At 71.4% G+C, this 21,581-nt stretch carries 12 protein-coding genes and 1 pseudogene; 11 read left to right on the top strand and 2 right to left on the bottom strand.

All coding sequences use genetic code 11. The annotated features are described in order from the left end of the window. Positions 1 to 52: 52 nt before the first annotated feature. From dapF to hflX, 4 genes and pseudogenes are all read left to right on the top strand, one after another. Positions 53 to 925, top strand: coding sequence for a diaminopimelate epimerase (gene dapF, locus QFZ58_RS10045; protein WP_307124585.1), 873 nt, complete (start codon positions 53 to 55; stop codon positions 923 to 925). Positions 926 to 1,066: 141 nt separating this feature from the next. Beyond that, a pseudogene (locus tag QFZ58_RS10040) lies at positions 1,067 to 3,263 on the top strand (bifunctional (p)ppGpp synthetase/guanosine-3',5'-bis(diphosphate) 3'-pyrophosphohydrolase). Positions 3,264 to 3,367: 104 nt separating this feature from the next. Beyond that, a complete protein-coding gene (locus QFZ58_RS10035) occupies positions 3,368 to 4,861 on the top strand; it encodes a M1 family metallopeptidase (RefSeq protein ID WP_307124584.1) in 1,494 nt (497 codons plus the stop codon). Between the two features lie 133 nt (positions 4,862 to 4,994). Further along, the gene (gene hflX / locus QFZ58_RS10030; protein ID WP_307124583.1) at positions 4,995 to 6,515 is read left to right on the top strand and encodes a GTPase HflX; all 1,521 of its coding nucleotides are present in this window, start codon (positions 4,995 to 4,997) and stop codon (positions 6,513 to 6,515) included. Positions 6,516 to 6,608: 93 nt separating this feature from the next. Here hflX and QFZ58_RS10025 read toward each other — a convergent pair whose 3' ends face one another. Next, positions 6,609 to 7,826 carry a serine protease gene (locus tag QFZ58_RS10025; RefSeq protein ID WP_307124581.1) on the bottom strand — a complete coding sequence of 406 codons (1,218 nt, stop codon included), beginning with the start codon at positions 7,824 to 7,826 and terminating at the stop codon, positions 6,609 to 6,611. Positions 7,827 to 8,154: 328 nt separating this feature from the next. Between QFZ58_RS10025 and QFZ58_RS10020 the strand changes: the two genes are divergently transcribed. The 5 genes from QFZ58_RS10020 to QFZ58_RS10000 are packed head-to-tail and all read left to right on the top strand — an operon-like array spanning position 8,155 to position 16,302. After that, complete coding sequence (locus tag QFZ58_RS10020) at positions 8,155 to 9,546, top strand: diaminobutyrate--2-oxoglutarate transaminase family protein (RefSeq protein WP_307124580.1); 1,392 nt, start codon at positions 8,155 to 8,157, stop codon at positions 9,544 to 9,546. Between the two features lie 28 nt (positions 9,547 to 9,574). Beyond that, the gene (locus tag QFZ58_RS10015; RefSeq protein ID WP_307124579.1) at positions 9,575 to 11,536 is read left to right on the top strand and encodes an IucA/IucC family siderophore biosynthesis protein; all 1,962 of its coding nucleotides are present in this window, start codon (positions 9,575 to 9,577) and stop codon (positions 11,534 to 11,536) included. Positions 11,537 to 11,588: 52 nt separating this feature from the next. Beyond that, complete coding sequence (locus QFZ58_RS10010; protein WP_307124578.1) at positions 11,589 to 12,374, top strand: GNAT family N-acetyltransferase; 786 nt, start codon at positions 11,589 to 11,591, stop codon at positions 12,372 to 12,374. A gap of 59 nt (positions 12,375 to 12,433) precedes the next feature. After that, entirely contained in the window at positions 12,434 to 14,284 is a 1,851-nt protein-coding gene (locus tag QFZ58_RS10005) for an IucA/IucC family siderophore biosynthesis protein (protein ID WP_307124577.1), read from the top strand. A gap of 50 nt (positions 14,285 to 14,334) precedes the next feature. Then, entirely contained in the window at positions 14,335 to 16,302 is a 1,968-nt protein-coding gene (locus QFZ58_RS10000) for an ATP-dependent DNA helicase (protein WP_307124576.1), read from the top strand. A 155-nt stretch (positions 16,303 to 16,457) separates the two neighbouring features. On the opposite strand, the gene lexA is transcribed toward QFZ58_RS10000, so the two are convergent. Continuing rightward, positions 16,458 to 17,255, bottom strand: coding sequence for a transcriptional repressor LexA (lexA, locus tag QFZ58_RS09995; protein ID WP_307124575.1), 798 nt, complete (start codon positions 17,253 to 17,255; stop codon positions 16,458 to 16,460). A gap of 683 nt (positions 17,256 to 17,938) precedes the next feature. Between lexA and nrdR the strand changes: the two genes are divergently transcribed. Together nrdR and QFZ58_RS09985 are read left to right on the top strand one after the other, a co-directional pair. Continuing rightward, positions 17,939 to 18,454: a transcriptional regulator NrdR gene (nrdR, locus tag QFZ58_RS09990; RefSeq protein WP_307124574.1), complete on the top strand. Its 516-nt coding sequence runs from the start codon at positions 17,939 to 17,941 to the stop codon at positions 18,452 to 18,454. Between the two features lie 159 nt (positions 18,455 to 18,613). Beyond that, the gene (locus tag QFZ58_RS09985) at positions 18,614 to 21,526 is read left to right on the top strand and encodes a vitamin B12-dependent ribonucleotide reductase (RefSeq protein WP_307124573.1); all 2,913 of its coding nucleotides are present in this window, start codon (positions 18,614 to 18,616) and stop codon (positions 21,524 to 21,526) included. Positions 21,527 to 21,581 lie beyond the last annotated feature (55 nt).

Here is a 21,581-nt window from a genome sequence, read left to right as displayed (position 1 = left end):
TCCGGTCGGCCCGGCCCTGCGGACTGCCGGTGCGGCCTCGTACAGTGGGTTCGTGAGCACTTCGCAGATCAGCTTCCTCAAGGGGCACGGCACCGAGAACGACTTCGTGATCGTTCCGGACCCGGACAACGCCGTCGACCTGCCGGGTCCCGTCGTCGCCCGCCTCTGCGACCGCCGCGCGGGTATCGGCGGCGACGGTCTGCTGCACGTCGTACGGTCCGCGGCGCACCCCGAGTCGCTCGGCATGGCGGAGCAGGCCGAGTGGTTCATGGACTACCGCAACGCCGACGGTTCCGTCGCCGAGATGTGCGGCAACGGCGTGCGCGTCTTCGCCCACTACCTGCAGCGGGCCGGGCTGGTCGGCGAAGGTGACCTGGCCGTCGCGACCCGGGGCGGGATCAAGCGGGTGCACATCGCCAAGGAAGGCGACATCACGGTCTCCATGGGGCGTGCGCTGCTCCCCGGTGAGGGCGTCACCGTCACGGTGGGCGGCCGCAGCTGGGACGCGCGCAACGTGAACATGGGCAACCCGCACGCCGTCGCGTTCGTCGAGGACCTGGCCCACGCCGGCGACCTGTTCTCCGTACCGCCCTTCGCCCCCGCGTCCGTCTACCCCGACGGCGTCAACATCGAATTCGTCGCGGACCGCGGGCCGCGTCACGTCGCCATGCGCGTCCACGAGCGCGGTTCCGGTGAGACCAGGTCCTGCGGCACGGGCGCCTGCGCGGTGGCCGTCGCCGCGGCCCGCAGGGACGGGGCGGATCCGGCGGTGACCGGCGCCCCGGTGACGTACACGGTCGACCTCCCCGGCGGCACGCTGGTGATCACCGAGTATCCGGACGGCGGGATCGACATGACGGGGCCCGCCGCCATCGTCGCCGAAGGCGTGATCGACCCCGCCTGGCTCGAAACGGTGACCGGTTAGAGCTTCGCTCGAATGGGTGATCCGTTTCACGCTGGGCGGGAGCGGGACTGCGCCACGTGGTGGGCTCGGTAGCATCAAGCACCGGCCCCGGAGGCGCACCCGCACCTTCGCGCCGCCGGTCGACGTTGCCGGAGGTGCCCCATGAGCGCAGAGGCCACCGATCCAGGTGCTCCCAGTCGCAAGCGCAGTCGCCCGCGGATCGACCTGCGCCGGCTGGGGCGCGTGGCACTGCGGGGCCCGGTCTCCCGTGACCGGCTGCCCGCGGCCATCGGGCACGTCGCCGAGGCCCACCGGGCGCACCATCCGGATGCCGACCTGGCCATCCTCCACCGGGCCTACGTCCTCGCCGAGTCCTCCCACCGCGGCCAGATGCGCAAGAGCGGCGAGCCCTACATCACCCACCCGCTGGCCGTGACCCTCATCCTGGCGGAACTCGGCGCGGAGACGACGACGCTGACGGCCTCGCTCCTCCACGACACGGTCGAGGACACCGAGGTGACGCTCGATCAGGTCAAGGCGGAGTTCGGGGCCGAGGTCTGTTATCTGGTCGACGGGGTCACCAAGCTCGAGAAGGTCGACTACGGCGCGGCCGCCGAGCCGGAGACCTTCCGCAAGATGCTCGTCGCCACCGGAAACGACGTCCGGGTCATGTCGATCAAGCTGGCCGACCGGCTGCACAACATGCGGACCCTCGGTGTCATGCGTCCCGAGAAACAGGCCAGGATCGCCAAGGTCACCCGCGACGTGCTCATCCCCCTCGCCGAACGCCTCGGGGTGCAGGCGCTCAAGACGGAGCTGGAGGATCTCGTCTTCGCGATCCTCCACCCCGCGGAGTACGAACGGACCCGGGCCCTGATCGCCGAGTCGGCGCGTTCGCGGGACCCGCTCGCGGAGATCGCCGACAGCGTCAGAGCGACACTGCGCGAGGCCGGCATCAACGCGGACGTGCTCATCAGGCCCCGCCACTTCGTCTCCGTCCACCGAGTCCGGGCGAAACGCGGGGAGTTGCGTGGCACCGACTTCGGACGGCTGCTGGTCCTGGTCGGCGAGGACGCCGACTGCTACGCGGTCCTGGGCGAACTGCACACCTGTTTCACGCCCGTCATCTCAGAGTTCAAGGACTTCGTGGCGGCGCCGAAGTTCAACCTCTACCAGTCGCTGCACACCGCCGTCGTCGGCCCGGAGGGCGCGGTCGCCGAGATCCTCATCCGCACGCACCGGATGCACAAGGTCGCCGAGGCGGGCGTCGTAGCCCTCGGCAACCCGTACACCCAGGACGGCGCCACCGCCGCGCACCGGACCGAGCCGGCCGACGGGGAGCGCGCCGACCCGACCAGGCCCGGCTGGCTCTCGCGCCTGCTGGACTGGCAGGAGTCCGCCACCGACCCCGACACCTTCTGGACGACGCTGCGCGCCGATCTCGCCCAGGACCGCGAGATCACCGTCTTCCTCACCGACGGGGGCACACTCGGGCTGCCGGCGGGTGCCAGTTGTGTCGACGCCGCGTACGCGCAGTACGGCGACGCGGCACACGCCTGTATCGGGGCCCGCGTCAACGGCCGCCTGGCCACGCTCAGTACCGCGCTGAAGGACGGCGACACCGTACAGCTGCTGCTCGCGCAGGACGCCTCCTCCGGTCCTTCGCCGGAGTGGCTGGACCACGCCCGTACCCCGGCCGCGCGCATCGCGATCGCGGGGTGGCTGGAAGCCCACCGGGACGACGCCCCGGAGGGTCAGGGGGGCCGGCCCGCCGCCCCGGGACCACAGGGAGGGGCCGGGGACCACCCGGCGGACGGCCGGGGGAGCCACGCGGCCGACGAGGCCGGGGACGCCGCTGCGAACGGCCGGGGCAGGGCGGGCGGCCGGGGCACGACCGTGTCCGTCGACACGCCCGGCTCGCCTGTCCGGCTCGCCGGATGCTGCACCCCCGTCCCGCCCGACGACATCATCGGGTGCACTGTGCGTGGCGGCGTCGTGACCGTGCACCGCCGGGAATGCGCGGCGGTCGCCCCGCATGCAGGCGATCGGCCGGGCGGCCGTGGGTGCGCGGTGGAACGACACCGGGGACCGGAGCGACACGGCCGACTACCGGGTCACCCTCGTCGCGGAGTCGTTCGGACGTCCCCGGCTGCTGGCCGACCTCACCGAGGCCATCGCCGCGGCGGACGCGGCCGTCGTCGCCGCGACGGTCGAGCCGCCCAGCGAACAGCGGGTCCGGCACACCTACACCCTGCAGCTCCCGGACGCGGCCGGCCTGCCGGGACTCATGCGGGCGATGCGCGACGTGCCGGGGGTGTACGACGTGAGCCGTGCCCAGCAGCCCGCCGCCGCCGGCTGACCACCGCTCCGGGCGGGGCCTCCTGCCCGGTCCGCGCGCCCCCGTTCGGGTGGTGCGGCGCGCGCCACCCCCGCGTGGCGGGTTTCCGCTGGTAGCCGTAGTCCATGCCGCTCACCTCCCGTCGCCTGCGCGCCGCTCTGCTGGCCACCGCGTCGGCCACCCTCGTCGCCGCCACCCTGCCCGCACCCGGGCCGCTCGGCATCGGCGACCGTCTCTTCCCCCACCTCGGCAACCCCGGGTACGACGTCCTGTCGTACGACATCTCGCTCACGTACCACGGCAGCAACACCGAACCCCTGGACGCCGTGACCAGGATCGACGCACGGACCACCGCACCGCTGGAACACATCAACCTCGACTTCGCCCGGGGGACCGTCCGGTCCGTTGAGGTCGACGGGCTGAGTTCCCGGTTCTCCACCGAGGGCGAGGACCTGATCGTCCGGACACCCGCCCGGCTCCCCGCCGGAATGCCGGTGCGGATCACCGTCCGGCACACGAGCGACCCCTCCGGAGACACCGGCAGCGGTGGCTGGGTCCCGACCGCGGACGGTCTGGCCATGGCCAACCAGGCCGACGCCGCACACCGGGTCTTCCCCGCCAACGACCACCCGTCCGACAAGGCCTACTTCACCTTCCACGTCACCGCGCCGGAGAAGTTCACCGTCGTGGCGGGCGGGCTGCCCGCCGGGACGCGCCGCCACGCGGGCACGACCACATGGACCTACCGCACGGCGCACCCGATGGCCACGGAGCTGGCCCAGGTGTCCATCGGCCGCTCCGCCGTCCTGCGGCGGACGGGGCCGCGCGGACTGCCGGTGCGTGACGTGGTGCCCGAGGCCGACCGGGAGAAGCTGGAGCCCTGGCTGCGCAGGACCCCGGGACAGCTGGCCTGGATGGAGAAGCAGGTCGGCCCGTACCCGTTCGAGACGTACGGACTGCTGGTCGCGGACACGGAGACCGGCTTCGAGCTGGAGACCCAGACCCTCTCGCTCTTCGAACGCTCCCTGTTCACCGAGGCCGGCTATCCCGCCTGGTACGTCGAATCGATCATGGTGCACGAGCTCGCCCACCAGTGGTTCGGCAACAGCGTCTCGCCGCGGACCTGGTCCGACCTCTGGCTCAACGAGGGACATGCCACCTGGTACGAGGCCCGCTACGCGCAGGAGCACGCACAGAAACCGATGGAACGGCGCATGCGCGAGGCCTACACCCGATCCGACGCCTGGCGGGCGGACGGCGGCCCGCCCGCGCGGCCCGACGCCCCGACCCCCGGCCACAAGATCAGCCTCTTCAGGCCGGTCGTGTACGACGGCAGTGCCCTCGTCCTGTACGCCCTGCGCCAGGAGATCGGCGAGCAGGCGTTCGACCGCCTGGAACGCACGTGGGTGCGCTCGCACCGGAACGGGTCGGCGACCACCGCTCAGTTCACCGCGCTGGCCTCCCGCATCTCGGGACGGGACCTGACCGCCTTCTTCGACGGCTGGCTGTACGGGAGGAAGACGCCGCCGATGCCGGGGCACCCGGAGTGGCGGAGCGCCGGACCGCGGAGCGCCGCCCCGGGCTCGCAGGGGCCCGCACGCGCCCCGAAACCCGCGTGACGCGCCCAGCGGGGACATGCCACTATCGACGCGTCGGCACGGCGGCCGGCCGGTGGGCCCCTCCCGGGGGAATCTTCCGGCGGGGTGACGCGTTGTGACTGGCGTACAGGACTTCTATCTACGTAAGGATCCAATGACCTCCTCTTCTTCCCTTCCCCAGGACGCGCGCAACGCGCGGAGCGCCCCGGAAACCGCCTCCGAGAGCCTCACCGAGAGCCTTCGGGCCGACGCCCTGATGGAAGAGGACGTCGCCTGGAGCCACGAGATCGACGGAGAGCGTGACGGCGACCAGCTCGACCGCTCCGACCGTGCGGCGCTGCGCCGCGTCGTCGGACTCTCCACGGAGCTCGAGGACGTCACCGAGGTCGAGTACCGACAGCTGCGCCTGGAGCGTGTGGTGCTGGTCGGTGTCTGGACGTCGGGGACGGTGCACGACGCGGAGATCTCCCTCGCGGAGCTGGCCGCGCTGGCCGAGACGGCGGGGGCCCAGGTGCTCGACGCCGTGTTCCAGCGGCGCGACAAGCCGGACCCGGCCACGTACATCGGTTCGGGCAAGGCGCTGGAGCTGCGGGACATCGTCCTGGAGACCGGCGCCGACACCGTCGTCTGCGACGGTGAGCTCAGCCCCGGACAGCTGATCCACCTGGAGGACGTCGTCAAGGTCAAGGTGGTCGACAGGACCGCCCTGATCCTCGACATCTTCGCCCAGCACGCCAAGTCCCGCGAAGGCAAGGCCCAGGTGTCGCTGGCCCAGATGCAGTACATGCTGCCGCGCCTGCGCGGCTGGGGTCAGTCGCTCTCCCGGCAGATGGGTGGCGGCGGGTCCAGCGGCGGTGGCGGCATGGCCACGCGTGGACCCGGTGAGACCAAGATCGAGACGGACCGGCGGCGGATCCGCGAGAAGATGGCGAAGATGCGCCGGGAGATCGCGGAGATGAAGACGGGCCGCGAGATCAAGCGCCAGGAGCGCAAGCGCAACAAGGTGCCCTCGGTCGCCATCGCCGGATACACCAACGCCGGAAAGTCGTCGCTGCTCAACCGGCTCACCGGTGCGGGCGTCCTGGTGGAGAACGCGCTGTTCGCCACCCTCGACCCGACCGTGCGCCGGGCCGAGACGCCGAGCGGCAGGCTCTACACCCTGGCCGACACCGTCGGGTTCGTGCGGCACCTTCCGCACCACCTGGTCGAGGCGTTCCGCTCCACCATGGAGGAGGTCGGCGAGTCCGACCTGATCCTCCATGTGGTGGACGGCTCGCACCCGGCCCCCGAGGAGCAGCTCGCCGCCGTGCGAGAGGTGATCCGGGAAGTCGGCGCGGTCGACGTGCGCGAGATCGTCGTGGTCAACAAGGCGGACGCGGCGGACCCGCTCGTCCTGCAGCGCCTGCTGCGCGCCGAGCGGTACGCGATCGCGGTGTCGGCGCGCACGGGTGCGGGCATCGACGAACTGCTCGCGCTCATCGACGCCGAGCTTCCGCGGCCGTCCGTCGAGATCGAGGCGCTCGTGCCCTACATCCAGGGGGGACTCGTCTCCCGCGTGCACGCCGAGGGCGAGGTCATCTCCGAGGAGCACATCCCGGAGGGCACCCTGATCAAGGCGCGGGTGCACGAGGAGCTCGGAGCGGAACTCGCGACGTTCGTCCCTGTGACCCACTGACGCACGGCCGCCCGTTCCCCGGAGCGGGCGGCGGCGCACCACGCACGGACGGCCCGGCCCCTCGACGAGGGGCCGGGCCGTCCGTGCGTCGTCCTACCGGCCCGCGTACTTCTTGCTGACGGCTTCGTAGATGCCCTGGGCCTCCTTGCCGAGGCGAGGGCCGGCCAGCCAGCCGGCGGTCACCGGGCCGATGGAGGTGTTCGAGACCAGGGCCGGCTCACCGTCCCGGCCCGCCGCGACCCAGCCACCGCCGGAGGAGCCACCGGTCATCGTGCACCCGATGCGGTACATCGTCGGCTGGTCCTGGAAGACCGAGAGACGGCCCGGCTCGTCCGTGCACTGCAGGGCCTTCTGGCCGTCGTACGGCGGAGCCGCCGGGTAGCCGGTCGCCGTCATGCCGTCGATCTCCGGGACGGCCGGGGCGTCGAAGTCGACGGGCAGCGCCGAACCGACCGTCTCCTCCAGGGACTTGCCCGTCGAACCCTTCTCCGGTGTCACCTGCAGCACCGCGAAGTCGTACGGGGCGCCCTGACCCCCCGTCGCCGCGCCCTGGGCGATCCACTGCTCGGAGGTCTGCGCCCACTGGCCCCACCACACACCGTAGGGAGCGATCTTCTCCTTGGGCGCGGTCTCGAGCTCGGCCACCGACAGGCCGCTGTCGTTGTACGACGGGACGAAGGCGATGTTGCGGTACCAGCCGCCCTTCTTACCCGCGTGCACACAATGGCCCGCCGTCCACACCATGTTGGACTTGCCGGGGTGGGCCGGGTCCTTCACCACGGTCGCCGAGCAGACCATGGATCCCTCGGGCCCGTCGAAGAAGAGCTTGCCGGACTCCGCGGCGTTCTCGTGGTACGGCGTCCGCAGGCTGGCGGCCTCGACGGGGGCGGGGGCCGGGTCCGTCACGCCCTCGTCGCCCGAGATGTCGTTGTCGACAGGGTTCTCCGGAGGCTTGTCCGCGTCCCGCATCCGGTCCGGGTCCCACAGGTCCTCGATGATCGGGTTGACGTAGTCCCTGGCCTCACGCAGCCACGTGTCCTTGTTCCAGTTCTTCCACTCGCCGTCCCGCCACTTGTCGAGGTCGATCCCGTGTTCCCTGAGCCGGTCCTTCAGATCGTCCGGGATGGTGACCTTGCCGTCGGACGCCTGGCCGCCGGAGGCGCTCGGCTTGCTCGCCGCGTCCTCGTCGGGACCGCAGGCGGTGACGGTGAGCGTGAGGACGGCGGCGAGGGCGGCTGCCGCGAAGACGGGGGAGGTGCGGCGGGTGCTCCTCCCGCGGCGTGCGGTGTCGATCGGGCGTATGGGTCGCATCTGGTGAATCCCCCTGGGACTTCGTCACTGACTTCTCTGCTGCACTGCGGACTGCCGCCGGGTGCGGCACCGCGGCGCGCACACGCGGGCCGCGGCAGCGGCGGCCGGGCCAGGGTGCGGCCCCCACTATGCCGGTGCCGTGGGGGACGGTGTGCGGCAGGGCCATGGTTCCCTCCCCGCAAGGATCTTCCGGCCTACCCGTGCTCCCTCGCGCCCGGCGTCGTTGGTACGTACGGGGAACACCCGGACAGCGTTCAGCCGCGCGGTCCGCCACCGGGGCACCGTACCGACGTACAACGCCACTGTTACCGCAGGAGGACCGACAGCCGTGGCCGTGACCGAACCAGCTCCGGCGCCACACCCTGCCGCCTACGAGGGCATTCTGCGGCGTCAGGCACTGCGTGAATCGGCGGCCCGCACCTATGCGCGGTCCCTGCCGATCGTGCCGGTACGGGCGAGGGGAATGACCATCGAGGGCGCGGACGGGCGGCGCTATCTCGACTGCCTCTCCGGGGCGGGCACTCTGGCACTCGGTCACAACCACCCCGTGGTGCTCGAGGCCATCAGGAAGGTCATCGACTCCGGTGCGCCGCTGCACGTCCTCGACCTGGCCACTCCTGTCAAGGACGCCTTCACCACCGAGCTGTTCGCCACCTTGCCCGGCCAACTCGCCGACGACGCCCGCATCCAGTTCTGCGGACCGGCCGGAACCGACGCCGTCGAGGCCGCGTTCAAGCTGGTCCGCGCGGCGACCGGCCGCAGCGGACTGCTCGCCTTCACCGGTGCGTACCACGGCATGACCGCCGGGGCGCTGGCCGCGTCGGGCGGTGCCCCGGACGTCCGGGTGACCAGGCTCCCCTTCCCGCAGGACTACCGCTGCCCCTTCGGGACCGGAGGGGAGGCGGGCGCCGACATCGGCGCGCGCTGGACGGAACATCTGCTGGACGACCCCAAGGGCGGTGTGCCCGCTCCGGCCGGAATGATCGTGGAACCCGTCCAGGGGGAAGGAGGGGTGAATCCCGCCCCCGACGGCTGGCTGCGCCGGATGCGTGAGATCACCCGGGACCGGTCCATCCCGCTGATCGCGGACGAGGTGCAGACCGGGGTGGGCAGGACCGGCACCTTCTGGGCGGTCGAGCACAGCGGTGTCGTGCCCGACGTGATGGTGCTCTCCAAAGCCATCGGCGGCTCGCTCCCCCTGGCGGTGATCGTCTACCGCCCCGAACTCGACATCTGGCCGCCGGGCGCCCACGCCGGAACCTTCCGTGGCAACCAACTCGCCATGGCGGCCGGTTGCGCCACCCTCGCCTACGTACGGGAGAACCGGCTCGCGGAGCGTGCCGCGACGCTGGGTGCGCGCATGCTCGCCCGTCTCCAGGCGCTGAGCGCGGACCACCCGGGCATCGGTGACGTCCGGGGCCGCGGCCTGATGATGGGGATCGAGCTCGTCGACCCGGAGGCCGCACCACTCACCGGCACCGCCGGGAGCGGCTCCGCGCCGCCGCCCGACCCCGCCCTGGCCGCAGCGGTGCAGCAGGAATGCCTGCACCGCGGCCTCATCGTCGAAATCGGCGGACGCCACAGTGCCGTCGTCCGACTGCTCCCTCCACTCACGCTCACCGACGAACAGGCGACGGCGGTCGTCGACCGTCTCGCCGATGCGCTGAGAGCCGCGGAACGCTCTCCGTACCGTCGGGTCCCTCCCGGGCCGACCCGCTGATCCCGGACACCTCACAAGGAAGACCGCCGTGAACCCCACCCCTGCGCCCGAGGCCGACGGCCCTCCCACCAGCGAGCAGCGAGGTCAGGACCTGCCGGACGGCGCCCTCGCCGTCGAGTCGACGACCGTGCCGCGCCAGAAGGCCGGCCATCGGGGGACCCTGTACGCCGGGACGGGCGTCGCCACGTGCGGGCTGCCGATCGACCGGCCCGACCACGCGCACGCGACCGGGCACCCCGACACCCTCGGTCACCCGGACCCGCTCCTCGACCCCGACCCCCTGGACCACCCGGACCCGCTCCGGGCCGCCGACTCGGCGGGCACCGAGAACCTGCTGCGCTGCTGGGTCAGGGAGAACGACCTGCCCCGGCCGCAGGGGGACATTCTGCGCATCCCGCTCCCGGCGAGCGGTAGCGCTCTGCTCGTCCCGATCGGCCACTGGTCCGCGACGGGCTGGCACCGCTTCGGTACACCCGCACTGGAGAACGCGCCCGCGGGCGCCCGGGGGGTGGACGCCGTGACCGTGGCCGCCCTCCTCGGGCGTGAGAGCGACCGGGACGCCGGCGTGGACCTGGTGGCCAGAGTGGCGGACTCGGTGCGGCACACCGCCGCCTTCCTCGCCGACCGCCGCCGCGCCCCCGCCCCGTACCCGGAGGCGGATCTCTTCCTCACCGCCGAACAGTCACTCCTCCTGGGGCACCCCCTGCACCCGACGCCGAAGAGCCGTGAAGGCCTCTCCGAGACGGAGACGCCGCTCTACTCACCCGAGTTGCGCGGCTCCTTCCCGCTGCACTGGATGGCCGTGGACCGGTCCGTGCTGGCCACCGAGTCGTCCTGGACCCGGGCGGGCCGACCGGTCTCCGCCGAGGAACTCCTCGGGCCGCACGCCGACGGGCTGCGTCTCCCCGAGAGCACCGCGGCCCTTCCGCTCCACCCCTGGCAGGCCGCTGAGCTCGAGCGCCGCCCCGAAGTCGCCACCCTGCTCGAGAAGGGCCTCCTCCACGACCTCGGCCGGCACGGGGAACGCTGGCACCCCACGTCCTCCGTCCGCACCGTGCACCGTCCCGGCGCCGGCATCATGCTGAAGCTCTCCTTGGGCGTACGCATCACCAACTCCCGCCGGGAGAACCTCCGCAAGGAACTCCACCGCGGCGCCGAGGTCCACCGGTTGCTGAGCACGGGGCTGGCCGCCGCATGGCAGGCGGTCCACCCGGGCTTCGACATCGTCCGTGACCCCGCCTGGATGGCCGTGGACGCCCCGGACGGCGTGCCCGTCCCCGGCCTGGACGTCATGCTCCGCCACAACCCGTTCGGCCCGTCCGACGACGCGGTGTGCATCGCCGGACTCACCGCCCCGCGTCCCTGGCCGGGCCGGGCCGGTATGTACTCGCGGCTCGCGGAGACCGTCTCCCGCCTGGCCGACCGCACGGGCAGGACGACCGGAGCGGTCTGCGCCGAGTGGTTCCTCCGCTATCTGGACCGCGTGGTGCTCCCCGTCCTGTGGCTCGACGCCCACGCGGGCGTGGCCCTGGAGGCGCATCAGCAGAACACTTTGGTCCTCCTCGACGCGGACGGCTGGCCCGTCGGCGGCCGGTACCGCGACAACCAGGGGTACTACTTCCGCGAGTCCCACCGTTCCGCCCTCGAACACAGGCTCCCCGGCATCGGCGGCGTCAGCGACACCTTCGTCACCGACGCGGTCACCGACGAGAGGCTGGCCTACTACCTCGGCATCAACAACGTCTTCGGGCTCATCGGCGCCTTCGGTGCCCAGCGGCTGGCCGACGAACGACTGCTCCTCGCCGCGTTCCGCCGGTTCCTCGAGGGCGCGCGCACGCTGGGCTCCCCGCTGCCCGGCTACCTGCTGGAGACGGCGCAACTGCGCTGCAAGGCCAACCTGATGACCCGGCTGCACGGTCTCGACGAACTCGTCGGCCCGGTCGACACCCAGTCCGTCTACGTCACCATCGCCAACCCCCTGCGCAGCTGAGGAACGACCCGAGAGACCAGCCCGCCCGAACGGAGCAGAGGAGAGCGTCACGGTGCACCACGCCGATGCGCACACCGGGCCCGGTGCGCCCCCACCGCGCGTCACGAGTGGCGAGGACACGGTGGAGCTGCGGCTCACCGAGGAGCTGCTCACCCTGCTCGGTGACGACGGGCCACCGGTCGAGGCATCGCCGGACGGTGGGGCCTCGCCGGGCGCCACCCCACCGCCCGCCGTCCGGCGGCGGGGCGACGCCCGGGCAGACACTTCCGGACCCGTCGGCGATCCGGCCACGTGGGGCCCGGTCCCCACCCCGGCCGGTGCGTTCCGGCTGGTTCGCGTCGAACTCGCACGCGACCTCGCCGTGATCAGCCGCTGGATGAACGACCCGGCGGTCGCCGCCTTCTGGGAACTCGCCGGGCCGGAGCCGGTCACCGCCGGCCACCTCCGGCCGCAGCTCGAAGGCGACGGCCGCAGCGTCCCCTGCCTCGGTGTGCTCGACGGCAGGCCCATGAGCTACTGGGAGATCTACCGGGCGGACCTGGACCCGCTGGCCCGCCACTACCCGGCCCGGCCCCATGACACCGGGGTCCACCTCCTGATCGGCGGCGTGGGCAACCGGGGCCGGGGCATCGGCTCCTCACTGCTGAGGGCGGTCTCCGATCTCGTGCTCGACCACCGTCCGCGGTGCGCGCGTGTCGTCGCGGAGCCGGACCTGCGCAACACCCCGTCCGTCTCGGCCTTCCTGAGCGCCGGTTTCCGCTTCTCTGCGGAAGTGGAACTGCCCGGCAAACGAGCTGCTTTGATGGTCCGCGACCGGGCCCACCGTGCGCAGCTGTGAACAACTCGCCGCATCACCCACACGCTCGAACCCCATCGGTTCCACCCCGAGGAGTCCCCGTGCCGACACATCCCGCGAGCCACGACTCGGCGCCGCTTCGCACGCCGCTCGCCACCGAGGAACTGAACCGGGAGGCCTGGGACCGAGCGGCGGTGCGACTGCTCGCGAAGATGCTCGGTGAGTTCGCCTACGAGGAAGTCATCGAACCCGCCCGGCGGGAGGAGGGCCCCGCCGGGGACACGCACGGCTACACCCTGCGGCTCGACGACGGCCGGATCCTGAGCTTCCGCGCGTGCCGCGGCGTCTACGCGAGCTGGCGCGTCGACCCGGATTCGATCCGCGAGGGCGCGGCGGTCGAGGACGGGACCTCCGGGGGGACTCCCTTCCGCGACCCGTTGAGCTTCCTCGTCCGCGCCCGCCGTCTCCTCGGTCTCGACGGGGCCACCCTCGGCCACCTCGTACGCGAGCTCACCGCCACCCTGACGGCCGACGCCCGCCTCGACCGCACCGCGCTCCGTGCGGCGCAGCTCGCCGACCTCTCCTACGCCGAACTCGAAGGCCACCAGACCGGACACCCCTGGCTGGTGGCGAACAAGGGCCGCCTCGGCTTCTCGGCCGCGGACGCCGCACGCTTCACCCCCGAAGCGCGCTCCGCCACCACACTGCCGTGGATCGCCGTCAGCACCCGCATAGCCGGCTACCGGGGGGTGGCCCGGCTCGCCACCCCCGGGCAGTTGTACGACCAGGAACTGGACGCGTCGGTCCGCGCCTCGTTCACCGCCGTCCTGCGCGACCGCGGCCTCGACCCCGGCGACTACCTCTTCCTGCCGGTCCACCCCTGGCAGTGGGACGAGTGGGTCGTGCCCCTCTTCGCCCCCTCCATCGCCGACGGCCGGATAGTGCCCCTGCACACGGACGACGACCTCCGGCTTCCGCAGCAGTCGATCCGGACGTTCACCAACCTCGGACGGCCCGACCGGCACACGGTCAAGCTGCCCCTGTCGATCCTCAACACGCTCGTCTGGCGCGGTCTGCCGACCGAACGCACGCTCGCCGCCCCGGCCGTCACCGCATGGGTCCAGGGACTGTGTGAGGGGGACCCCTTCCTGCGCGACAGCGGGGTGATCCTCCTGGGCGAGGTCGCCTCGGTAGCGGTCGAACATCCGCTCTACGACCACCTCCCCGAGGTGCCGTACCAGTTCAAGGAGATCCTCGGCGCCATCTGGCGCGAGCCGCTGCCGCCGAGGCTCGGCTCCGGGGAGCGGGCCCGCACCCTCGCCTCCCTGCTGCACACGGACCCCGACGGCCGCGCCTTCACGGCCGAGCTGGTCACACGGTCGGGACTCACCCCGGCAGCCTGGCTGAGCCGGCTCTTCGCCGCCCTGCTGCCCCCGCTCCTGCACTTCCTGTACCGCTACGGCACCGTGTTCTCCCCCCACGGCGAGAACGCCATCGTGGTCTTCGACGAGCAGGACGTCCCACAGCGTCTCGCGATCAAGGACTTCGTCGACGACGTGAACATCAGCGCCCGGCCACTGCCCGAGCACGACACGATGCCGGACGACGTCCGCGGTGTCCTGCTCACGGAAGATCCCGCCTTCCTCACCCAGTTCATCCACTCGGGGCTCTTCGTCGGCGTCTTCCGCTTCCTCTCCCCGCTCTGCGAGGAACAGCTGGACGTGCCGGAGAGCGAATTCTGGTTCCTCGTCCGCGCCGAGGTCCTGCGCTACCACGCCCGCTTCCCGGAGCTCAAGGAGCGGTTCGAGATCTTCGACATGCTGACGCCGACGATCGAGCGCCTCTGCCTCAACCGCAACCGCCTGCACCTGGACGGCTACCGTGACAGGCCGCAACGCCCGCACGCCGCCGTCCACGGCGCGGTGCCCAACCCCCTGCACCCCTCGGCGTGAGCCCGGGAGTGACCGTCGATGTCCGTCGTGCGCCGTAGGCTGGACGGGCTATGACGAAGCCATCTCTCCCCGAGCTCCTCCATGCCGCCGTCACCGCCGTCGGCGGTACGGAACGGCCCGGCCAGGTCACCATGGCCGAGGCCGTCGCCGAGGCCGTCGAGGACAACGCCCACCTCCTCGTCCAGGCCGGTACCGGCACGGGCAAGTCCCTCGGCTACCTGGTGCCCGCCCTGGCGCACGGGGAGCGCGTCGTGGTGGCCACGGCGACCCTCGCCCTCCAGCGCCAGCTGGTGGAGCGCGACCTTCCGCGTACGGTCGACGCACTGCATCCCCTGCTGCGCCGCCGTCCGCAGTTCGCGATGCTCAAGGGCCGCTCGAACTACCTGTGCCTGCACCGCCTCCATGAGGGGGTGCCCCAGGACGAGGAGGAAGGGCTCTTCGACCAGTTCGAGGCGGCGGCCCCGTCGAGCAAGCTCGGTCAGGACCTGCTGCGCATGCGCGACTGGTCGGACGACACGGAGACCGGAGACCGGGACGACCTCACTCCGGGTGTGTCCGACCGCGCCTGGGCGCAGATCTCGGTCTCCTCGCGCGAGTGCCTGGGCGCGACCAGGTGTGCGTACGGCGCCGAGTGCTTCGCGGAGATGGCCCGTGAGCGGGCCAAGCTCGCCGATGTCGTCGTCACCAACCACGCCCTGCTCGCCATCGACGCGATCGAGGGTGCCCCGGTGCTCCCGCCGCACGAGGTGCTGATCGTGGACGAGGCCCACGAGCTGGTGTCACGGGTCACCGGGGTCGCGACCGGCGAGCTCACACCGGGCCAGGTGAACCGGGCGGTGCGCCGCGCGGCCAAGCTGGTCAACGAGAAGGCGGCCGACGCCCTCCAGACGGCGTCGGAGGGATTCGAGCGGGTCATGGAGCTGGCACTCCCCGGCCGCCTCGAGGAGGTGCCGGAAGACCTCGGTTACGCCTTGGCGGCGCTGCGTGACGCCGCGCGCACGGTGATCTCGGCCCTCGGGTCCACCCGGGACAAGTCCGTCCAGGACGAGGACGCCGTGCGTAAGCAGGCCATGGCGTCCGTGGAGTCCGTCCACAGCGTCGCGGAACGCATCACCCAGGGCTCCGAGTACGACGTCGTCTGGTACGAACGCCACGACCGCTTCGGAGCCTCCGTGCGGGTCGCCCCGCTCTCCGTGTCCGGGCTGCTGCGCGAGAAGCTCTTCGCCGACCGTTCGGTGGTCCTCACCTCGGCGACGCTCAAACTGGGCGGGGACTTCAACGGGGTGGGTGCCTCGCTCGGGCTCGCGCCCGAAGGTACGGCGGGGGACGACGTCCCGCAGTGGAAGGGCCTGGACGTCGGCTCACCGTTCGACTACCCGAAGCAGGGCATCCTGTACGTCGCCCGGCATCTGGCCACACCGGGCCGGGAGGGTTCCCGCACCGACATGCTGGACGAGCTGGCCGAACTGGTCGACGCCGCCGGGGGCAGGACCCTCGGACTGTTCTCGTCCATGCGGGCGGCCCAGGCCGCGGCGGAGGAGCTGCGGGGCCGGCAGGACAGGCCGATCCTGCTGCAAGGGGAGGAGACGCTCGGAGAGCTGATCAAGAACTTCGCCGCCGACCCCGAGACCTGTCTCTTCGGCACCTTGTCCCTTTGGCAGGGGGTCGACGTCCCCGGGGCGAGCTGCCAGCTGGTGGTGATGGACAGGATTCCGTTCCCCCGGCCGGACGACCCGCTGATGAGCGCACGCCAGAAGGCCGTCGAGGAAGCCGGTGGCAACGGCTTCATGGCGGTCGCGGCCACGCACGCAGCGTTGCTGATGGCGCAGGGCGCCGGCCGGCTCGTCCGTGCCACGGGCGACAAGGGGGTCGTGGCCGTGCTCGATCCGCGGCTCGCCAACGCCCGTTACGGAAGCTACCTCCGCGCGTCGCTGCCCGACTTCTGGTACACCACCGACCGCAATCAGGTGCGGCGCTCGCTGGCGGCCATCGACGCAGCAGCCAAAGCCGCGCCCTGAGCCGGGGTGTGACCGCCCGGCGCTCCGTACGCAGCCAGGGCGCCGGGAAGCTCCGGGCCGCACGGGCAGCCGGCGCCGGACACGGCGGCCGGACACGTCACAGGGCCCCGGGATCGGCGCAGTGATCCCGGGGCCCGGCCGAACCGGCGGGGGCGTCACACCCGCCGCAGCACCGCCACGACCTTGCCGAGGATGGTCGCCTCGTCGCCCGGGATCGGCTGGTAGGCCGAGTTGTGCGGGAGGAGCCACACGTGGCCGTCCTCCCGCTTGAAGCGCTTGACCGTCGCTTCGCCGTCCAGCATGGCGGCCACGATGTCGCCGTTCTCCGCGACTGGCTGGCGGCGCACCGTCACCCAGTCGCCGTCCATGATCGCGGCCTCGATCATCGAGTCGCCGACGACCTTCAGGACGAAGAGCTCGCCGTCCCCCACCAGCTGGCGGGGGAGAGGGAAGACGTCCTCGACGGACTCTTCGGCGAGGATCGGTCCGCCGGCCGCGATCCGGCCGACCAGCGGTACGTAGGAGGCGGCGGGCTTCCCCGTGGTGTCCGTCGGCTGCGTGCTGGGCTGGTCCGACCCCCGCACCTCGTACGCACGGGGGCGGTGCGGGTCGCGGCGCAGGAAACCCTTGCGCTCCAGGGCCATCAGCTGGTGCGCGACGGACGAGGTGCTGGACAGCCCCACCGCCTGACCGATCTCCCGCATCGACGGGGGGTAACCCCGCCGCTGCACGGAGTCCCGGATGACCTCGATCACGCGCCGCTGCCTGTCCGTGAGGCCCGAGCTGTCCGCCCGGATTCCTGGGGGGCGTCCGGGCAAGGAGCGTCCGGGGCGCACGGGCTCCGGCCCTTCCGCGTTCGTGACTGAGTCATTCATGGCATGCACCGGCTCAAGTCGGCTCTGGGAGCGGTGGTCCTGCGCAGTGATGGTGGCACTGTCTGCGGTGGCGGTCACGTCGGCCCCTCTCGAATGGTCTCCCTAGCTAGGCAACGGTAGTAGCTTTCGAAAGGTTGCGCCAAACACACGTTCGAGTGAAAAACAAATAAAGGGCTGTTCCGGGCTTGCTGTGAGGTGTATGAGCAGGTGCCGGCAGACCTCGGGCGGCCGGTGGGTCCTGTGCGGCCGGTGGGTCCGATGCGGCCGGTGACGGGCGCACCTCGGCCCACGGACGTCACGCTAGCGAACGCGCGTCCGCGTACGGCGCCCGGGGGTCGGATTCCGTGGCCGTGTGGCAGGCGGCCGACGGCTCCCAGGAGTGTGTCGGCGGGCTGTCCGGCGGCCGGCCGGGGCGGGCGCCCGCGCGGGTCCCCGGCAGGGTTCCGGCCGTCATCCGGCGGTCCCGCGGCGTGCGCTCCGGGGCCCCGGAGCCCGGCCCGCGATCCTGGCGCCCGCGCGTTTCCCGTACCCTCGTGCCGGGCCGTACGCTGCCTCCCGGCCGTCGGCCGTGCGCGACACGCGCCGGGGCGGAAGTGGAGTAAACCCCTAGATCTAGTGGTTGGATGGCCGCAGTCGCCCAGAACTAGTGGTCCCTGGTCCAGCAGGGTCGAGTCCATCGCCTATGCTTGTGACTGCCTCGCAGGTCCGTGACGGAGCTGCTGAGGTCATTCAGTCGTGCTTGTGAAGGAGGGTTGAGAGACGTGCACTGCCCCTTCTGCAGGCACCCCGACAGCCGGGTCGTCGACAGCCGCACCACGGACGACGGGACGTCGATCCGGCGGCGGCGTCAGTGCCCCGACTGCTCCCGTCGTTTCACGACGGTGGAGACCTGCTCGCTGATGGTGGTCAAGCGCAGCGGCGTGACCGAACCCTTCAGCCGCACCAAGGTCATCTCCGGCGTCCGCAAGGCGTGCCAGGGGCGCCCCGTCACCGAGGACGCCCTCGCGAAGCTGGGGCAGCGGGTGGAGGAGGCGGTCCGGGCCACGGGCAGCGCGGAGCTGACCACGCACGACGTCGGTCTGGCCATACTCGGCCCCCTGCAGGAGCTGGACCTCGTCGCGTACCTGCGCTTCGCGTCCGTGTACCGGGCGTTCAACTCGCTCGACGACTTCGAGGCCGCCATCGCGGAACTCCGCGAACAGCGGCCTCCCACCGACAGGAGCGGGAGCGGTGAGGGCCTCGCGGTTCCCGCCCCCGCCGCTGTCGCGGCCGACTGATCACCGCAGCCGTGCGGCAGAGGCGGTAGAGCCGCCGGACAGGCGGCACAAGACCTGCTCCAGGGCGCTGTGCGAGGCGTCCGGAGTATCAGACACAGACTGTGCCCTTGGGAAGAACTGGGCACTTCAGGGCGTTTTTGCCCACATATGGGAGGCGGCATGACAGAGACGGCGAGCGGCCCGGCACGAGGTTCCCGCACCAAGGGAGCCAAGTCGACTGCGACCAAGCAGGGCCTGCGCATCGAGCGCATCCACACCACTCCCGGCGTGCACCCGTACGACGAGGTGGCGTGGGAGCGCCGTGACGTCGTCATGACCAACTGGCGCGACGGCTCGATCAACTTCGAGCAGCGTGGCGTCGAGTTCCCCGACTTCTGGTCGGTGAACGCGGTCAACATCGTCACCAGCAAGTACTTCCGGGGGGCTGTCGGTACGCCGCAGCGCGAGACCGGTCTGCGACAGCTCATCGACCGGATCGTGAAGACGTACCGGAAGGCCGGCGAGGACTACGACTACTTCGCCTCCCCCGCGGACGCCGAGATCTTCGAGCACGAGCTGGCGTACGCCCTCCTGCACCAGATCTTCAGCTTCAACTCGCCGGTCTGGTTCAACGTCGGCACCCCCCAGCCGCAGCAGGTCTCGGCCTGCTTCATCCTGGCCGTCGACGACTCCATGGAGTCGATCCTCGACTGGTACAAGGAAGAGGGGATGATCTTCAAGGGGGGCTCCGGCGCCGGCCTGAACCTCTCCCGCATCCGCTCCTCCAAGGAGCTGCTCTCCTCCGGCGGCAACGCCTCCGGCCCTGTCTCCTTCATGCGGGGCGCCGACGCCTCCGCCGGGACGATCAAGTCCGGTGGCGCCACCCGCCGCGCGGCCAAGATGGTCATCCTCGACGTCGACCACCCCGACATCGAGAACTTCATCGAGACCAAGGTGAAGGAGGAGGAGAAGATCCGCGCCCTGCGCGACGCGGGCTTCGACATGGACCTGGGCGGCGACGACATCACGTCCGTCCAGTACCAGAACGCCAACAACTCGGTCCGCGTGAACGACGAGTTCATGAAGGCCGTCGAGAACGGCGGCAAGTTCGGGCTGCGCGCCCGGATGACCGGTGACGTCATCGAAGAGGTCGAGGCCAAGTCCCTCTTCCGCAAGATGGCCGAGGCCGCCTGGGCCTGCGCCGACCCCGGCATCCAGTACGACGACACCATCAACCACTGGCACACCTGCCCGGAGTCCGGCCGCATCAACGGCTCGAACCCCTGCAGCGAGTACATGCACCTGGACAACACCTCGTGCAACCTGGCCTCGCTGAACCTGATGAAGTTCCTCAAGGACGACGGCGAGGGCCACCAGTCCTTCGAGGCCGAGCGTTTCGCCAAGGTCGTCGAGCTGGTCATCACCGCGATGGACATCTCGATCTGCTTCGCGGACTTCCCGACCCAGAAGATCGGTGACAACACCCGCGCCTACCGCCAGCTGGGCATCGGCTACGCCAACCTGGGCGCCCTGCTGATGGCCACCGGACACGCGTACGACAGCGACGGCGGCCGTGCGCTCGCCGGCGCCATCACCTCGCTGATGACCGGTACCTCCTACCGGCGCTCCGCCGAGCTCGCCGCGGTCGTCGGCCCGTACGACGGCTACGCCCGCAACGCCGAGCCGCACCAGCGCGTCATGAAGCAGCACTCGGACGCCAACGCCGTGGCCGTCCACGTCGACGACCTGGACGCTCCGGTCTGGGCCGCCGCCACGGAGGCCTGGCAGGACGTCATCCGCCTGGGCGCGAAGAACGGCTTCCGCAACGCGCAGGCCTCGGTCATCGCTCCCACCGGCACCATCGGTCTCGCGATGTCCTGCGACACCACCGGCCTGGAGCCCGACCTCGCCCTGGTCAAGTTCAAGAAGCTCGTCGGCGGCGGCTCGATGCAGATCGTCAACGGCACGGTGCCGCAGGCCCTGCGCCGCCTCGGCTACCAGCCGGAGCAGATCGAGGCGATCGTCGCCCACATCGCCGACCACGGCAACGTGATCGACGCCCCCGGCCTCAAGACCGAGCACTACGAGGTCTTCGACTGCGCGATGGGCGAGCGTTCCATCTCGGCCATGGGCCACGTCCGGATGATGGCGGCGATCCAGCCGTGGATCTCCGGCGCGCTGTCCAAGACGGTGAACCTGCCGGAGACGGCCACCGTCGAGGACGTCGAGGAGGTCTACTTCGAGGCGTGGAAGATGGGCGTCAAGGCGCTCGCGATCTACCGCGACAACTGCAAGGTCGGCCAGCCCCTCTCCGCGAAGACCAAGGACAAGTCCGCGACGGATGCGGTCACGGCCAAGACCGAGGACACCATCCGCGCGGCGGTCGAGAAGGTCGTCGAGTACCGCCCGGTCCGCAAGCGCCTGCCCAAGGGCCGTCCCGGCATCACCACCTCCTTCACGGTGGGCGGCGCCGAGGGGTACATGACCGCCAACTCCTACCCGGACGACGGTCTCGGTGAGGTCTTCCTGAAGATGTCCAAGCAGGGTTCCACCCTCGCCGGCATGATGGACGCCTTCTCGATCGCGGTCTCGGTCGGTCTGCAGTACGGCGTGCCCCTGGAGACCTACGTCTCCAAGTTCACCAACATGCGCTTCGAGCCGGCCGGCATGACGGACGACCCGGACGTGCGGATGGCGCAGTCGATCGTCGACTACATCTTCCGCCGCCTGGCGCTCGACTTCCTCCCGTTCGAGACGCGTTCGGCACTCGGCATCCACTCGGCCGAGGAGCGTCAGCGCCACCTCGACACCGGTTCGTACGAGCCCTCCTTCGGCGACGAGGAGCACGACGCCGAGAGCCTGGCGCAGTCCGCCCCCGTGCAGGCCCAGCCGCTGAAGGCGGTCGCCTCGCCCGAGGAGGGCGCCGGCGAGAAGCCGGCGCCCAGGACGGCGCACACCTCGGCGGAACTGGTCGAGATGCAGCTCGGCATCAGCGCGGACGCTCCGCTCTGCTTCTCCTGCGGTACGAAGATGCAGCGGGCCGGCTCCTGCTACATCTGCGAGGGCTGCGGCTCCACCAGCGGCTGCAGCTGACACCTGCCCGAGGTGAGATGACGTGAGAGGAGGGGCGCGGCCGTGCGGCTGCGCC

The sequence above is a fragment of the Streptomyces sp. B1I3 genome (assembly GCF_030816615.1).
In the GTDB taxonomy this organism is placed as follows: domain Bacteria; phylum Actinomycetota; class Actinomycetes; order Streptomycetales; family Streptomycetaceae; genus Streptomyces.
This window is presented reverse-complemented; position numbering and strand designations above follow the sequence as displayed.

Coding starts and splice junctions, on each gene's coding strand:
- QFZ58_RS10035 (WP_307124584.1), top strand. CDS start 3,368: ATGCCGCTCACCTCCCGTCGCCTGCGCGCCGCTCTGCTGGCCACCGCG.
- hflX (WP_307124583.1), top strand. CDS start 4,995: ATGACCTCCTCTTCTTCCCTTCCCCAGGACGCGCGCAACGCGCGGAGC.
- QFZ58_RS10025 (WP_307124581.1), bottom strand. CDS start 7,826: ATGCGACCCATACGCCCGATCGACACCGCACGCCGCGGGAGGAGCACC.
- QFZ58_RS10000 (WP_307124576.1), top strand. CDS start 14,335: ATGACGAAGCCATCTCTCCCCGAGCTCCTCCATGCCGCCGTCACCGCC.
- QFZ58_RS09985 (WP_307124573.1), top strand. CDS start 18,614: ATGACAGAGACGGCGAGCGGCCCGGCACGAGGTTCCCGCACCAAGGGA.